The 14,518-nt window shown below is 34.7% G+C and carries 13 protein-coding genes; 7 read left to right on the forward strand and 6 right to left on the reverse strand.

Annotated elements, in window-relative coordinates; all coding sequences use genetic code 11:
- Positions 1-41: 41 nt before the first annotated feature.
- From metA to rne, 6 genes are all read right to left on the reverse strand, one after another.
- Positions 42-974 carry a homoserine O-acetyltransferase MetA gene (gene metA, locus ACGH6Q_RS00325; protein WP_065589642.1) on the reverse strand — a complete coding sequence of 311 codons (933 nt, stop codon included), beginning with the start codon at positions 972-974 and terminating at the stop codon, positions 42-44.
- Between the two features lie 211 nt (positions 975-1,185).
- A complete protein-coding gene (locus ACGH6Q_RS00330; RefSeq protein WP_065589643.1) occupies positions 1,186-1,998 on the reverse strand; it encodes an ATP-binding cassette domain-containing protein in 813 nt (270 codons plus the stop codon).
- 22 nt (positions 1,999-2,020) lie between these two features.
- The gene (locus ACGH6Q_RS00335) at positions 2,021-3,010 is read right to left on the reverse strand and encodes an oligopeptide/dipeptide ABC transporter ATP-binding protein (RefSeq protein ID WP_065589644.1); all 990 of its coding nucleotides are present in this window, start codon (positions 3,008-3,010) and stop codon (positions 2,021-2,023) included.
- Positions 3,011-3,012: 2 nt separating this feature from the next.
- Complete coding sequence (locus ACGH6Q_RS00340; RefSeq protein WP_411591384.1) at positions 3,013-3,873, reverse strand: ABC transporter permease subunit; 861 nt, start codon at positions 3,871-3,873, stop codon at positions 3,013-3,015.
- The gene (locus tag ACGH6Q_RS00345; RefSeq protein WP_411591385.1) at positions 3,866-4,801 is read right to left on the reverse strand and encodes an ABC transporter permease subunit; all 936 of its coding nucleotides are present in this window, start codon (positions 4,799-4,801) and stop codon (positions 3,866-3,868) included. Before ACGH6Q_RS00345 ends, ACGH6Q_RS00340 begins: the two co-directional genes overlap by 8 nt.
- A gap of 71 nt (positions 4,802-4,872) precedes the next feature.
- Complete coding sequence (gene rne / locus ACGH6Q_RS00350; protein ID WP_411591388.1) at positions 4,873-7,563, reverse strand: ribonuclease E; 2,691 nt, start codon at positions 7,561-7,563, stop codon at positions 4,873-4,875.
- 742 nt (positions 7,564-8,305) lie between these two features.
- On the opposite strand from rne, the gene syd reads away from it, so the two are divergent.
- The 7 genes from syd (at position 8,306) to ACGH6Q_RS00385 (ending at position 14,516) form a co-directional block, all read left to right on the forward strand.
- Entirely contained in the window at positions 8,306-8,839 is a 534-nt protein-coding gene (syd, locus tag ACGH6Q_RS00355; protein ID WP_085163865.1) for a SecY-interacting protein, read from the forward strand.
- A 118-nt stretch (positions 8,840-8,957) separates the two neighbouring features.
- Positions 8,958-10,133 (forward strand): aromatic amino acid transaminase, encoded by a 1,176-nt coding sequence (locus ACGH6Q_RS00360; protein ID WP_411591390.1) that lies wholly within the window; start codon positions 8,958-8,960, stop codon positions 10,131-10,133.
- Between the two features lie 289 nt (positions 10,134-10,422).
- Positions 10,423-11,784: an adenylosuccinate lyase gene (purB, locus tag ACGH6Q_RS00365; RefSeq protein ID WP_174798856.1), complete on the forward strand. Its 1,362-nt coding sequence runs from the start codon at positions 10,423-10,425 to the stop codon at positions 11,782-11,784.
- Positions 11,781-12,305, forward strand: coding sequence for a GNAT family N-acetyltransferase (locus tag ACGH6Q_RS00370; RefSeq protein ID WP_296301390.1), 525 nt, complete (start codon positions 11,781-11,783; stop codon positions 12,303-12,305). The genes purB and ACGH6Q_RS00370 overlap by 4 nt, the downstream gene beginning before the upstream one ends.
- Positions 12,302-13,084 carry an amino acid ABC transporter substrate-binding protein gene (locus ACGH6Q_RS00375; RefSeq protein WP_411591394.1) on the forward strand — a complete coding sequence of 261 codons (783 nt, stop codon included), beginning with the start codon at positions 12,302-12,304 and terminating at the stop codon, positions 13,082-13,084. The genes ACGH6Q_RS00370 and ACGH6Q_RS00375 overlap by 4 nt, the downstream gene beginning before the upstream one ends.
- Positions 13,081-13,752 carry an amino acid ABC transporter permease gene (locus ACGH6Q_RS00380; protein WP_034910372.1) on the forward strand — a complete coding sequence of 224 codons (672 nt, stop codon included), beginning with the start codon at positions 13,081-13,083 and terminating at the stop codon, positions 13,750-13,752. Before ACGH6Q_RS00375 ends, ACGH6Q_RS00380 begins: the two co-directional genes overlap by 4 nt.
- An 11-nt stretch (positions 13,753-13,763) precedes the next feature.
- A complete protein-coding gene (locus tag ACGH6Q_RS00385; RefSeq protein ID WP_085163860.1) occupies positions 13,764-14,516 on the forward strand; it encodes an amino acid ABC transporter ATP-binding protein in 753 nt (250 codons plus the stop codon).
- Positions 14,517-14,518 lie beyond the last annotated feature (2 nt).

Genomic DNA, 14,518 nt, shown 5'->3' on the forward strand with positions numbered 1-14,518 from the left:
CAACCTAACAAAATTTGATTATAAGATACGGCTAACCTTTATTAGTCATCAATCGTTAAATTTCGAGTAGTTAAATCAAATGGAGTTAACTGGTAAACATAATAGTTGAGCCAATTACTAAATAATAGGTAAGCGTGGCTACGCCATGTGGCTTTTGGTGTTAAATGAGGATTATTATCAGGAAAATAATTATATGGCATATCAGGATGAATACCTGCATTTAAATCTCGATAATATTCATTTGCCAACGTTGAAGAATCATATTCAGGATGACCTGTTACAAACACCATTCGCTTATCAGCTGTAGCCATTAAATAAGGACCGGTAATATCAGACTCAGCTAAAATAGTTAAATCGGTATATGTTTTTATTTTATCAATTGGAAAATCAGCATAACGAGAATGAGGAGCCCAAAAGGTATCATCAAAACCACGTGTTAAAATCGCATTAGTTTGCACAATATGATGCTGAAAAACACCCGATAACTTTTGCGTGCGAGTAAATTTTGGTAAATCATATAAGACATTCAAAGCAGCTTGAACACCCCAACAAACAAACATAGTTGAAGTAACATGATCCTTTGCCCAAGTAATAATTTTGGCTAACTTAGACCAATACACAACATCGGAAAAAGCCACTTTCCCTAGTGGGGCACCTGTTATAATTAACCCATCAAAATTTTGCTCACAAATATCATCAAAATCACAATAAAAACTATTTAAATGTTCAATAGGCGTATTTTTAGACTCTCGCTGATCAATACGTAATAACTGAATATCAACTTGTAAAGACGAATTAGAAAGTAAGCGTAAAAATTGGTTTTCTGTTTCGATTTTTTTAGGCATTAAATTTAAAAAAAGAAGCTTAAGAGGTCGAATTTCTTGGGTATTAGCACGCGATGAAGTCATAACAAATACATTCTCATTACGTAATACATCAACCGCAGGTAATGAGTCAGGAATACAAATAGGCATAACAAAAACTCCTAAATCGGTAAGTCATTTTTAAACATCAAAATAGACGTCTAGAAATCTATATAGCTAAATATAGTATCTTTTAATTTATTTGTCGAGATTTTTTATTTAACAAAATCATCAGAATAATCAAATTACAAATTAACAAACATTCTAAAGAAATGTGTATTACTTCATGCAAAAATCAAAATCACTCCGATAGATTTGTTAATTAAAAAGTACGAGTATCGGTACGCCAAGTATCTGCAGTAAGCGCTTCACCAAAATAGCTATTAATTAATTTTTGGGTAATATCACTCAGCGGTGAAGCTAATACTTCAGCAGTATTACCATATTCAACCAATTCGCCATTATGCATAACTAAAATTTCATCGCTGATATGTTTCATCATCCCAATATCTTGAGTAACATATACATAAGAGATATTTTGTTCAGCTTGTAACATCAGCATTAAATTAACAATTTGTGAACGCATCGAAATATCAAGTGCAGCTAATGCTTCATCTAAAATTATCACTTTGGGTTTTAAAATCAATGCTCGAGCTAATGCTACTCGCTGTTTTTGTCCCGCAGCCATCACTGAAGGATAATAAGAGGCATGTTCAGGTAACAATCCAACTTGCTTCAATACATCTCTAATTAACTTTTCACGTTCATGAGCATCATAATTAGCATTACACTTTAATGGGATTTCAAGCAATTGCCCAATACGTAATCGTGGATCAAATGAACTTTCTACATGCTGAAATATCATACGAATTAGTTGACAACGATAGCTATAATCGCCGTATTGAACTTTATTACCGTCAATCCAGATATCTCCACTATCAGGCTTTATCATACCAACTAACATTTTTGCGAGTGTCGATTTGCCAGAGCCATTTTGTCCGATAATTGCAAGCGTTTTACCTTCATTAAGAGAAAACGATAATGGCTTCACCGCATTAATGTATAAATGTCCCAGAAATCCTTTAGGAATTTTAAATTGCTTAGATAAGTTACGCACTCTTAATATTGGATTCATCGTATATTCCTATTATTTATGGCTACTCATCAGTATTTAACGGAAAATGACAGGCTACGAAATGATCTTTTATCGGTATCAATTCTGGCGCCAAAATACATTTTTTCTGGGCATATGGACAACGAGGACCTAATCGACAACCTATTGGTAGGTGTTCTAATGATGGGATCACTCCAGGCAAAGTATTTAAAGGACTTTTATGCGGCATCGCTTTACCAAAGTCAGGAATTGCATAAATTAACGCCTGAGTATAAGGATGATAAGGCGATTTAATTAAATCTTTACTATCTGCAACTTCAACTGTCTGTCCACAATATAAAACATTGATACGATCAGTCCATCTGGTAACCATTTGCAGATCATGACTAATAAATAAGATAGTGGTACCCACATTTTGATTCATACTAGCTAGCAACCTAAAAATTTGTGCTTCAGTAGTTGCTTCCATCGCATTTGTCGGCTCATCAGCAATAAGTAGCTTAGGTTGATTAGCCAACGCAATTGCAATCATGACTTTTTGACATTCACCTTCAGTCAATTCAAACGGATAAGATTTTAATATCTCCTTATGATTCTTAATTCCTACCCGATGCAATAACTCAATCGCTCGATGTTTACGCCAAAATAACCTTTGCCACCAATGCCCTTTAAATGTCCTTCTTGGAATTGCACTAATTAATTGTTGTCCTACTTTCATGGAAGGATCTAAGCAAGATTGTGGTTCTTGGAATATCATCGATATATTGGCACTAATGACTTTTCGGCGCTGTCTAGGAGTGAGTTTAAGTAAATCAATGTCATTAAAATAAAATCGATCAGCTGAAATCTTCCAATTATGATTAGTCACACCTAAAATAGCTTTAGCGATAAGGCTTTTTCCAGATCCTGACTCACCAACTAAACCTCGAATTTCACCTTCTGACAACTTTAAATTTACACGATCAATTGCACGTAAAAGACCATCTGGTGTAATAAACTCAATGGTTAAATTCCGAATATCTAACAATGCCATAATTAAGTTCCTGCTCGACGGCCATATAATCCAAAATTGAATAAATAAACCAAAATAATTGTAGCAGAAACCGCAATTCCCGGAGATAAAAAGGCTAAATAATTAGTTGCAATGATATCTTTCATTTGAAACATCATCATACCTAAATCTGGTCGAGAAATATCATTTGCAAAACCTAAAAAAGTTATGGTAGTAATAGCTAAAATAATCGAACCAAATAGCGAAACAATTTCAGTCAAATAAATAGGTAAAATATTAGGTAAAATATAATGATTAAAAATTGTAAAGGAAGATAATCCATCAAGTCTATAGGCTGTAATATACGTTTTATTCCATTCATTGATGGCACGCTGATGAATATTATAAATAAAGCGTGGCGTATAAGATAACCCTATTACCAATAAAATATTAGTAATGTCATCTTCTAATAATAAGCTAATCACAATCACACCAAGTAACGGTGGTACTACCATACAAAATTTAAAAACAAATAATATAAAAGGGCGTATAAATGATATAAAAAACATTAAATAATTGATTAACCCACCAATGACTACCACATAAAAAACCGCCTTTAATGTCATTGACATAGTTGAGCGATAACCAATTAACAAATAATCAAAAATATCTTGTCCTTTATCGTTAGTACCTAATATATGATTAATATCACCATTAGACCACCAAGCAGGTGGTAATGAAACTGGGTAAATAGGGTTTAAATGAGCATGAAAGAACCATTTGGTTGATAATGCCACAAAGGCAAGCGCCAATATGCCATAAAGGCCAACAACTAAGTAGAGATTACTATGCAACCGATTAAAGCTTAAATTGACATTTTTAAGCAATCTTGCTCGCTTAGACATAATGTTCCTTATGACGTAGAGGATAAATAACTACCGCCGAAATTTCGCCCAATAACGTTAACAAACTGATGACAGTGCCACAGGCTAAAATGGCAATAGAAATAACAAAATAATTATGATGATGATAAGCAAGCATCACCCATTGCCCCAATCCTACTCGATTAAATAAAATTTCAATTACCATAGTTGAAAAAAGTAGTGTTGTCGTATTATAAGTCAGCTGTGGAATAGTTGCAGGAATGGAATTAGGTAATAAATGGCGGCGTAAAATTTTAAACGGTGATCGTTCACGAATAATCGCCATTTTAATAAAATTCTGTCGTGATGTATTTCTTACATTCTGGCTAACGAGTTGAATAGTCATAATGCTTGGTTGAATAGCTAAAATAATGATCGGCAAAAACAAATAGTAAAGTTGATCAAATATCATATGCCATTTATCTGTTTTTGATGAAATTAAAAGATCCAATAACGAAGTTCCAGCTACTGATGGCGATACATTAAAATTCATCGATATCGACCAAGTTGGCGATAACCAATACATAACAATAATAACAACCATAACTATAGGGCAAGAATACAAAGATAAAGATCCTAAACGGATAATATTATTTAACCAATGAATATTACTAAGTCCAAGAAAAATTCCCAATGGCAATCCAATCAGTAAAGCAACGAATAAAGCAAGAATGCACAGTTCAAATGTAGCCAATAGTGTATGGAGAAATGGTACTGTTTCTCCAGTTAATAATCTGAATTGCCCCTGCAGCAACTGTTTAAAAAAAGCACTGTAAGCATCTAAAAAGCTTAAATTATTAATGTTAAATGTTGAGTGAGGACTAAAATAAACTAAACAAAAACTAATCTGGGCTAATACACAAATAATAAACAAAAACGTTACTATTTTCTTGAAAATATAGATAATCATTATTTATCTTTATCGCTATTATAATTAATTAAAACACGGCAACATAACCACGCCACCGTGTTTTAATCTATTTATTGATTATCCAGTATTACTGGTTTACTTGCTGCGGCATAAGCATGATCCTGAGCACTTAAACCACCAGCATTACCTTTACCTTCAAAATGATAATCTGATTCTTCACGCGATTTTATTTCAACATCATAAGTCACATATTCTGGTGCAGGTGCTTTAGTCATTGCTGATGAGGAATAACCTATCGAGTGTGAATCATTAATTACAAGATCATTATTATTTTTCTCACTAACGTTAAAATCCTCTTGAACACTTACAAATAACGGAGCTTTTGATACCTCATCAACACTAGCAGTTCTATTTACATCTTCCTCATTTTTAACAATAACAGGAAGTAAAAGCGATGGAATGACAGGTACCACATTATGTGGTTCATAATTAGCTATTTGACTGTAATCAACAACAACACGACCTAAAGCTAATTCCAATGATGCTGCAGCAAACGGCAATGGTATTGGAGACTGTTTTAGTTCTACATTACGAACACGGCGTTTATTACGTTGGCCATTCATTCGTAAATGTCTTGAAGTACGACGCTGACGTTTCGGTTGAATTTCCGATACAATATTGCCCTCAGCTGATTCTGAGACAATAACAGGTAATAATAAAGAAGGGATAATTACTCGTTCTTGTTCAGTCTGCACCGTGGCAGTAGTATTACTATTTTTCACACGAACACTTTTAGTTAATGCTCGTTGTTGGCGTCTTGGCTTAGCCTCACGCAGTTTTGGTTGTACCACTTCCTCGACAACTCTATCTGCCTTAAGATTGTTTTCAGAGTTTGACAAATTAGCATTTGAATTACTATTTTGTTTAGCTCTGCGATTATTATTTCGACTTGATTCTTTAACCTCGTCAATATTGCCTGCTGCAACAAAATTACCATTATTAGCAGCATTGTTATTTCGGTGATTACGTTGACGTCGATTGTTTGAACGTTGATTATCCCGTCTTTTAGTCGGTCTTGTTTTAACTTCTGGCTGTGGTTCTACTTTTTCAGTAACAAACAGTTTACGTAATTTACCAAATAATCCACTAAACAGACCGCCTGATTTTATAGTTTTTGACTCTACCTTTTCTTTTGGTGTTGCACAAGCTTCAACTTTAGGTCCAGATAATACAGCTTGTTCAACAATAACTTCAACAGCTTGTTGCTCTTCTTCCTCTTCCTCAAGTTCACGAATCAATTTTGGAAGATTATAACTCAGCACATCTGTTTCTTCGCCTCTACGCTTACGAATCACCTTATACAATGGTGTTTCCATCTCTTCATCGCCAGCAATCACAATTTTGACATCAGGATGCATACGTTCGATATTGGTGATAGCACGACGTTTTTCGTTGAGTAAATAGCTCGCTATTGGCACAGGAACAATGACATCGATTTGTACTGTATTATCTTTCATTGCTTCTTCTTGAATCAATCGAAGAATAGATAAAGACAATGAATTATTATCGCGAACTGTGCCTGTACCTTGACAACGAGGGCAAATGTGATGCGTTGCTTCGCGTAATGAAGGGCTTAAACGTTGGCGCGACATTTCAAGTAAACCAAAGCGTGAAATTCGCGTGGTTTGAATTCGTGCACGATCGGTTTTCATCGCTTCTTTTAAGCGGTTTTCTACCTCACGTTGATTACGGACTGGTGTCATATCAATAAAATCGATAACAATCAAACCACCTAAATCGCGTAAACGTAGTTGACGAGCTATTTCTTCGGCTGCCTCAAGGTTAGTATTAAATGCTGTTTCTTCAATATCACTACCACGAATGGATTTAGCCGAGTTAATATCGATTGCTGTAAGCGCTTCTGTGGCATCAATAACAATTGAACCACCAGAAGGTAAGCGAACTTCTCGCTGAAATGCCGATTCAATCTGCCCCTCAATTTGGAAATGATTAAATAATGGCACATCACCCTCATAAAGCTTTAAGCGACCGATATACTCAACTCGTCCCAAATCAGCTAAACGTTTTTTAGCAATCTCAAGTACTTTAGGATTATCAATTAAAATATCACCAACATCATCACGCAAATAATCACGAAACGCACGAGTAATGATATCACTTTCTTTATGAATCAAGCTTGGTGCAGGATGTTTTTTGGCTTCGTTTTGAATTGCTGTCCAATAGTTAACTAATGCATCTAAATCTTGTTGCAACTCCTCTTGGCTTTTACCAACACCCGCCGTTCGAGCTATAACACCCATGCCTTTTGGCTTTTCAATTGCATCAATAATACGCTTAAGATCTGCTCTTTCTTCACCTTCTATACGGCGCGAAACACCGCCAGCACGAGGATCATTAGGCATCAACACCAAGTAGCTACCAGCTAAACTAATATAGGTGGTTAAAGCCGCACCTTTTTTGCCACGAATCTCTTTTTCAATTTGGATAAGGACTTCTTGACCTTCCTGTAGATGTTTAATACTACGACGACCAGAAATATTAGATGGGAAATAGCTTTCAGCAATCTCTTTTAAAGGTAAAAAACCATCACGCTCACCACCATACGAAACAAAAGCGGCTTCTAAACTTGGATTGATTTTAGTGATTTTACCTTTATAAATATTCGCTTTTTTTTGTTCATGTCCAAGGCTTTCGATATCTAAATCATACAATCGTTGACCATCAACAAGCGCAACTCGCAGCTCTTCTTGCTGGGTTGCATTGATTAGCATTCTTTTCATTATTCTACACTCTTGATTAATCTTAATTAACAGTAGGTAGAATCTTATTATTGATAAGTGATTATTTTAACAATGATGAATAATGGTACTTAACTAAATATTGGTATACAGCATTCATTATTTTATTTATGTTATTTTTGTTATTATTTTATGTGAACCTGATACCGCTTACACAACATCAATATCATACATTAAGTAACATGCTAAATTAAAAAGCACTAAATATTTAAAAAAACCTAATTGTATAATTTATTGACACTATTAATATGGCTAATTTGCAAACCTATGTTTCTTAACGGCTTTAGCAAATAAACTAAATCTTTATGCAATTGTTTAAAATAAACATATTATCTAATTATAATGATTCTACTTACGCTATTTTATTTTGAAAAACTGTAATGTCTAACGCCATTGCTGCATTACAAGGATAAAATTATCCGTCACTATTATTAACGTTTCAGTCAAGGATAGCAAGCAAATTAAACTGGCTGTTTTACAAACAGTTAAGAATTCATTTTTAGCTATATTCAACTTGCTTTAATCACACAATAAATAACTTATTTAATTTGCTTAAATTTTTTACTGAAACACATAGTTACCTGAAACTTTTTTACAAAATTTTTTCTTACTAATTATCCCATTAACTAAAAATAAAACACCGATGCAATTATGCATAACGAATCCTAATCAGTATAATTACAATAAAATGACATTATAATTTAAATATGAGATATATCTATTTATGAACTCTGCCAATAAAACTGCCTTACTTAATTTTACTACTCGTTGGATTGAGCAATTCAAATACGCACCACAAAGCGAAGAACTACATGCCATCCCCTCGCCTTGTATTTTAAAAACTGACCATCTCACGGTATTTTGGCAACCGTTTTTATTAGAACCACCAAGAGATCTCTCGATTGTTGAACAAGTTATTGGTATCATTTTACATCCCTCTGCTCACATTTTTTATGGTACACAATATGCTGGCAATATGACGGCTAAATTTACCGACACACATTTAACCTTAATTCAAGCATGGAACGATGATGACTTTTCAACTTTAGAACAAAATTTAATAGCTCATTTATCCCAACAAAAAAGATTAAAACGAACAGCAACCATTTTTATAGCTACGACGGATGACAGCACAAAAATAATTTCATTAAACAATTTAACGGGCGAAATAGTAAAAGAGGACTTAATTACAGGAGAACTAACGACATTAACTAATGATTTGATTTCATTTTTTAATCAACTTACAGTTTTTCAGTAACTATAAGAACGTTAAAAATTTTACAAAAATCTATTTTATCGTATACCTATTTGAAATTGTAACTTACAAAATAATGTGTATATAATGCAGTAATAATAATCAATTAAATAGGTGGATTATGTTTGAAAATTTGACAGCAGCACCAGCCGATCCCATTTTAGGGCTAGCAGACCTTTATAATAAAGATGAACGCACCAATAAAATTAATTTAAGTGTAGGTATTTATAAAGATGAAACGACAAAAACCCCTATTTTAGGAAGTGTAAAAAAAGCAGAGCATTTGTTACTAAATGACGAAATCACCAAAAGTTATTTTCCTATTGACGGTCTAAAATCTTTCAATATTGCAACGCAAACTTTGCTTTTTGGTAGTGAAAATGAACGAGCAAGAACTGCACAATCTCCCGGAGGAACAGGGGCTTTACGCATTATGGCAGACTTTTTAGCTCGCCGAACAAAAATAAAACGAGTTTGGGTTAGTAATCCAACTTGGCCAAATCATCGTAGTGTATTCCAAATGGCAGGCCTTGAAGTACGCGAATACCATTATTATAGTGCACAAACGCACACTCTTGATTTTGATGCCATGATGAGCAGCTTAAACCAAGTTGCCGCTGGCGAAGCGGTATTATTCCATGGATGCTGTCATAACCCAACGGGTATCGATCCAACTCCAGAACAATGGCAAGCTATATCGGATCTTGCCTTAAAAAATGGTTGGTTACCGCTGTTTGATTTAGCTTATCAAGGCTTTGGACAAGGTATAGAAGAAGACGTTTATGGGTTACGGTTATTTGCCAATAATCATCCAGAACTACTTATTGCAAGTTCATACTCTAAAAATTTCGGTTTATATAACGAACGAGTGGGAGCATTTACATTAATTGCGGCAAATGCTGAAATTGCCGATCGAGCCTTTAGTCAAGTCAAAACAATTATTCGAGCTAATTACTCAAACCCTCCTGCCCATGGTGCTAAAATCGTCTCTTATATATTAAACAATGAAGAATTAAAAGAAGAGTGGATCGATGAATTAACAAGTATGCGTCAACGTATTCACCGCATGCGACAACTATTTGTAAAAACCTTACAAGACAAAGGTGCAAATCAGGATTTTAGTTTTATTGCCAAACAAAATGGCATGTTTTCGTTCAGTGGCTTGAACGAAGAACAAGTGCTAAAATTACGTAATGATTATGGCATTTACATCGTAAACTCAGGACGTATCAACGTGGCTGGTATGACATTAGATAACATGTCCAGACTTTGCGAATCAATTGTTGAAGTACTATAGAAATTTTAATAATAAACAGTCATAACAATAGAAGCGCTCAAATAAAGGGGGTTTCTATTTACTTTCCCCTTTAAATTAATATGTTTTTTTACTATAAAAAACAGGTTTAACTTTGGCATACATATCCTTATTAATCAAAAATTATTCTAATGATTACTTACAGCTCCCCCTTCTCATTAGTATTTTATTCCATTTGGTTATATCAATAGAAAAACAGATTATTAGACGATACTGCAATAATTACTAATAATTATTGAGTAAGATAGTAACAATTATTGAGGATAGTTTGGTGGCGTCACATATTTTAGATTTTTTAATTTTGGGCAATAACTTTGGTACTAACGAAATGAGAGCAATTTGGTCTGAGACAAATCGCTTGCAAAAACAGGTTGATGTCGAAGTTGCTTTAGCTAAAGCGGAAGGCGAGTTAGGCGTTATTCCAATTGAAGCAGCCAATTCAATCATATCCAAAGCCGATGCATCTAAATTATCAATTGAACAAATTGCCGAAGAAGCAGCTAAAGCCAAACATTCGTTAATGTCAACAATTAATGCACTGCAAAAACAAGTCGGTGATGCGGGTCAATATATTCATTACGGCGCAACTACACAAGATATCGTCGATACTGCAACTGTTTTACAATTAAAACAATCTTTTACTGTAATTGAACGCGATAGCAAACTAGTGGCACTAGAACTAAAACGTTTAGCTAAAAAGTATCAGTATTTACCCATGGTTGGACGAACCCATGGCATGCAAGCACTCCCTACAACCTTTGGTTTTAAACTTGCCGTATGGTTAGATGAATTTATTCGGCACTTACAACGTTTAAGTGAAATCAAACAGCGAGTATTAGTCGGTAATATTAGTGGTGCAATTTGTACTTATGCCTCAATGGGCAAGTTAGGACCACAAGTTGAAACGCGTGCTTTAACAATACTGGGACTAAATACCCCTAATATCGGTTGGCAAGCAGCTCGTGACCGTTTTTCTGAATATGCATCAGTCATTGCGCTAATTAGTGGCACATTAGGTAAAATGGGCAATGAATTTTACAACTTAATGCGTACCGAAATTAACGAAGTTGAAGAACCGTTCTCGGAAGGAAAAATAGGTTCAACTACCATGCCGCATAAACGCAACCCAGCGGCATTAGAAGGTTTAGCCAGTTTGACAGCTCCACTTTTAAAAAGTGTCGCATTAATTCACGAATCAATGAAAGTTGAACATGAACGCGATGCCATGAGTTGGCGAGCCGAATGGATCGCACTACCAGAAATTAACCTTTATATTTCAGCACAATTACAGACAGCCCTTGCCGTACTTAAAGGACTTAAAATCAATGCAGAAAAAATGTTGATCAATTTATCACTACAAAATGGTTTACTACTATCTGAAAAAGTGATGTTTGAAATCGGCAAACGATTAGGCAAACAAACTGCACATAATTTAGTTTACCAAAGCGCCATGAAAGCATTTGAACAGAATCGACCATTTAAAGATATATTATTAGAAGATCCACGTTTAAATAAAGAATTCACCGAATCCGAACTTGATGCTTGGTTAGATCCAATTAGCTATATTGGCTCTGCACCTGAAAAAGTAGCACAAGTTATTCAATATGCTGAACAGTGTGGAGTATTAGCATGAGCTTTCGCTTAATCACTCATAAAGACATTCCTGCTTATCAGGTGCTATTGCATAATGCTTATCAATCCACCACTCAATTAGGCATCCATTTTGCCGCAGCAACAGTCACACAATCGCAAATTGCTGACCATATTAATTCCAATGCCGTGTATCTATTAGAAAAAGAAGGTGATCTACTATCAACCTTAAGTATTCGCTTTCCATGGGGTAATAACCCAGGACCTTATGGGTTACCCCATTTAGGTTGGTTTGCAACAGCGCCACAATATAAAGGCAAAGGTTATGGTAATGCATTATGGGATTTTGTTGAACAGCAAATTCTAATTAACCAACTAAAATTACCTGCTGTCACGTTAGGCACTGCTGCAAATCATCCATGGCTTGCCCAAACTTATATTAATAGAGGCTATAAAAAAATAGGGCAAGCTAATTTAACACTCGATCATACCACACTTTATTTTGAAAAAATCTTAAATCACAAAAACTATACCGAATGGAAAAAAAGGAGTAATAAACAATGAAAAAAATAAGCAAGTTACTGTCCACTCTTTTATTAACTAGCCTAGCCTTAATTGGTTGTGATAATAAATCCAATCACCAAGTAACAGAGCAAAATGTCATTAAAGCGGGCTCCACAGGACAAAGCTATCCAAACGGTTATAAACAAGATGGCAATTTAGTCGGATTTGATGTTGAAGTTACTGAAGCAATTGCTAACGAATTAGGCTATAAAGTCGAATGGATCATTGCTGAATTTGGTGGCTTAATGGGGCAATTTGATTCAGGGCGTTTAGATACTATTGCCAATGCAGTTGCGGTTACAGATGCTCGTCAAGCCAAATATGATTTTTCCAATACCTATAGCCTTTACGGTAGCCAAATAGTTACCCACAAAGATAACAACGATATCAAGCAATTATCTGATTTTAAAGGTAAAACCATTGCTGGTGTGCTAGGCTCAAATCATATAAACAATCTAAAAAAAGCCTTTCCTAGCAACGAAATAACAATCAAGACCTATGAAACACGAGATGGTGCAATGTATGACACGGAGTATCGACGAGTTGATGGTTATGTCAATTCTAAGCCAATATTACTGGCTGAAATTAAGCGTAAAAACCTACCGTTTAAATTAGTGGGTGAGCCAATTACTATTGAGCACGTTGCTTTTCCATTTAGTAAAGATGAAAAAGGCCAAGCACTACGTGAAAAATTCAATCAAGCCATCGAAAAGTTACGCACCAATGGCACATTGAAAAACCTTGCAATTAAATATTTTGGTGAAGATATTACCCTATGAATTTTAATGTAAACTATTTTTTAAGTGTATTTCCGCAGATATTACCTTATCTGCCTGTTACACTTTTTATTACCATCATATCGATTATGTTTGCCATTATATTTGGACTTGCGATTGCACTATTACGTAGCAATAAAATAATCATTATCGATTCGTTTTTTGCACTGTTTATTTCACTGTTTCGAGGAATACCTTCTGTTGTTTTACTGTTTATTATTTATTATGGATTACCACAAATTTTTCCTGTTTTAAAACAAATGGGCGCTACAACAGCAGCCATTATCTGCTTCAGTTTAAAATATTCGTCCTATTTAGCTGAAATTTTCCGAGCAAGTTTAAAGTCCGTTGATCAGGGGCAGAAAGAGGCAGGAATAACCGTTGGTTTAAGTAAAATACAAGTTTATCGAGGTATTATACTACCACAAGCTATGGTCAATGCTCTACCAAACGCCGGCAATATGTTCATTTCATTACTTAAAGATTCGTCTGTTGCCTTTTTTGTTGGCGTGCAAGAACTATTAGCATCGGGGAAAATGTTAACTGCTAACTCATTCCTCTACTTCGAAACCTATCTAGCTGTAGGTATTGTTTACTGGCTAACTGTTGTTGCCTATTCTTGGATACAAAAACAATTAGAGCAAAAGCTCAGTATACCTTATCATCGTTAAGGAGTAAGGTTATGATTTCTGTTTCGCATTTATCTAAACGTTTTGCAAATAATGAAGTATTAAAAGACATCAACTTAAATATAAAACAAGGTGAAGTTGTTGCCATTATTGGCCCATCAGGCTCGGGAAAATCAACTCTGTTACGTTGTTTAAATTTACTAGAAAAACCAAATACAGGCACTATCAAAATAGGAACTGTATCACTTAATAGTAAGCATTATAGTATTAAAGAAGAAAGCAACTTACGAAAACAGTCCGCTATGGTTTTTCAACACTATAATTTATTTAAAAATAAAACAGCATTAGAAAATATAACTTATCCATTAATTGTTGGTCAAAAAATGGATAAAACCAAAGCAAAACAACAAGGATTATCATTATTAGAACGAGTCGGTATGTTGCCATACGCAACACAATATCCCATCACTTTATCGGGTGGTCAACAACAACGTGTTGCAATTGCAAGAGCTTTAGCTGTTAAACCAAATGTATTATTATTTGATGAACCGACTTCTGCACTCGATCCTGAACGAGTACACGAAGTATTGCAAGTCATGCTACAGCTAGCAAAAGAACGTATTACTATGATTATAGTAACTCATGAAATGGAGTTTGCTAAGTACGTTGCAGATAGAATTATCTTTATGGCTGAAGGAATGATTATCGAAGAGGGATCAGCAAAATCAGTCATCGATAATCCTCAAAATGAAATTACGCAACGATTTTTACGCCAGCTAACTGACGAAATTGATTTTGAAATTTAGTT

The sequence above is a fragment of the Gilliamella sp. BG2 genome, from assembly GCF_046635645.1.
GTDB lineage: Bacteria > Pseudomonadota > Gammaproteobacteria > Enterobacterales > Orbaceae > Gilliamella > Gilliamella bombi.

Excerpts from the sequence above, each read along its gene's own strand:
- ACGH6Q_RS00375 (WP_411591394.1), top strand. The coding sequence starts at position 12,302 with ATGAAAAAAATAAGCAAGTTACTGTCCACTCTTTTATTAACTAGCCTA.
- syd (WP_085163865.1), top strand. The coding sequence starts at position 8,306 with ATGAACTCTGCCAATAAAACTGCCTTACTTAATTTTACTACTCGTTGG.
- ACGH6Q_RS00340 (WP_411591384.1), bottom strand. The coding sequence starts at position 3,873 with ATGTCTAAGCGAGCAAGATTGCTTAAAAATGTCAATTTAAGCTTTAAT.
- ACGH6Q_RS00335 (WP_065589644.1), bottom strand. The coding sequence starts at position 3,010 with ATGGCATTGTTAGATATTCGGAATTTAACCATTGAGTTTATTACACCA.
- ACGH6Q_RS00370 (WP_296301390.1), top strand. The coding sequence starts at position 11,781 with ATGAGCTTTCGCTTAATCACTCATAAAGACATTCCTGCTTATCAGGTG.
- metA (WP_065589642.1), bottom strand. The coding sequence starts at position 974 with ATGCCTATTTGTATTCCTGACTCATTACCTGCGGTTGATGTATTACGT.
- ACGH6Q_RS00360 (WP_411591390.1), top strand. The coding sequence starts at position 8,958 with ATGTTTGAAAATTTGACAGCAGCACCAGCCGATCCCATTTTAGGGCTA.
- ACGH6Q_RS00380 (WP_034910372.1), top strand. The coding sequence starts at position 13,081 with ATGAATTTTAATGTAAACTATTTTTTAAGTGTATTTCCGCAGATATTA.
- ACGH6Q_RS00345 (WP_411591385.1), bottom strand. The coding sequence starts at position 4,801 with ATGATTATCTATATTTTCAAGAAAATAGTAACGTTTTTGTTTATTATT.
- ACGH6Q_RS00330 (WP_065589643.1), bottom strand. The coding sequence starts at position 1,998 with ATGAATCCAATATTAAGAGTGCGTAACTTATCTAAGCAATTTAAAATT.
- rne (WP_411591388.1), bottom strand. The coding sequence starts at position 7,563 with ATGAAAAGAATGCTAATCAATGCAACCCAGCAAGAAGAGCTGCGAGTT.
- ACGH6Q_RS00385 (WP_085163860.1), top strand. The coding sequence starts at position 13,764 with ATGATTTCTGTTTCGCATTTATCTAAACGTTTTGCAAATAATGAAGTA.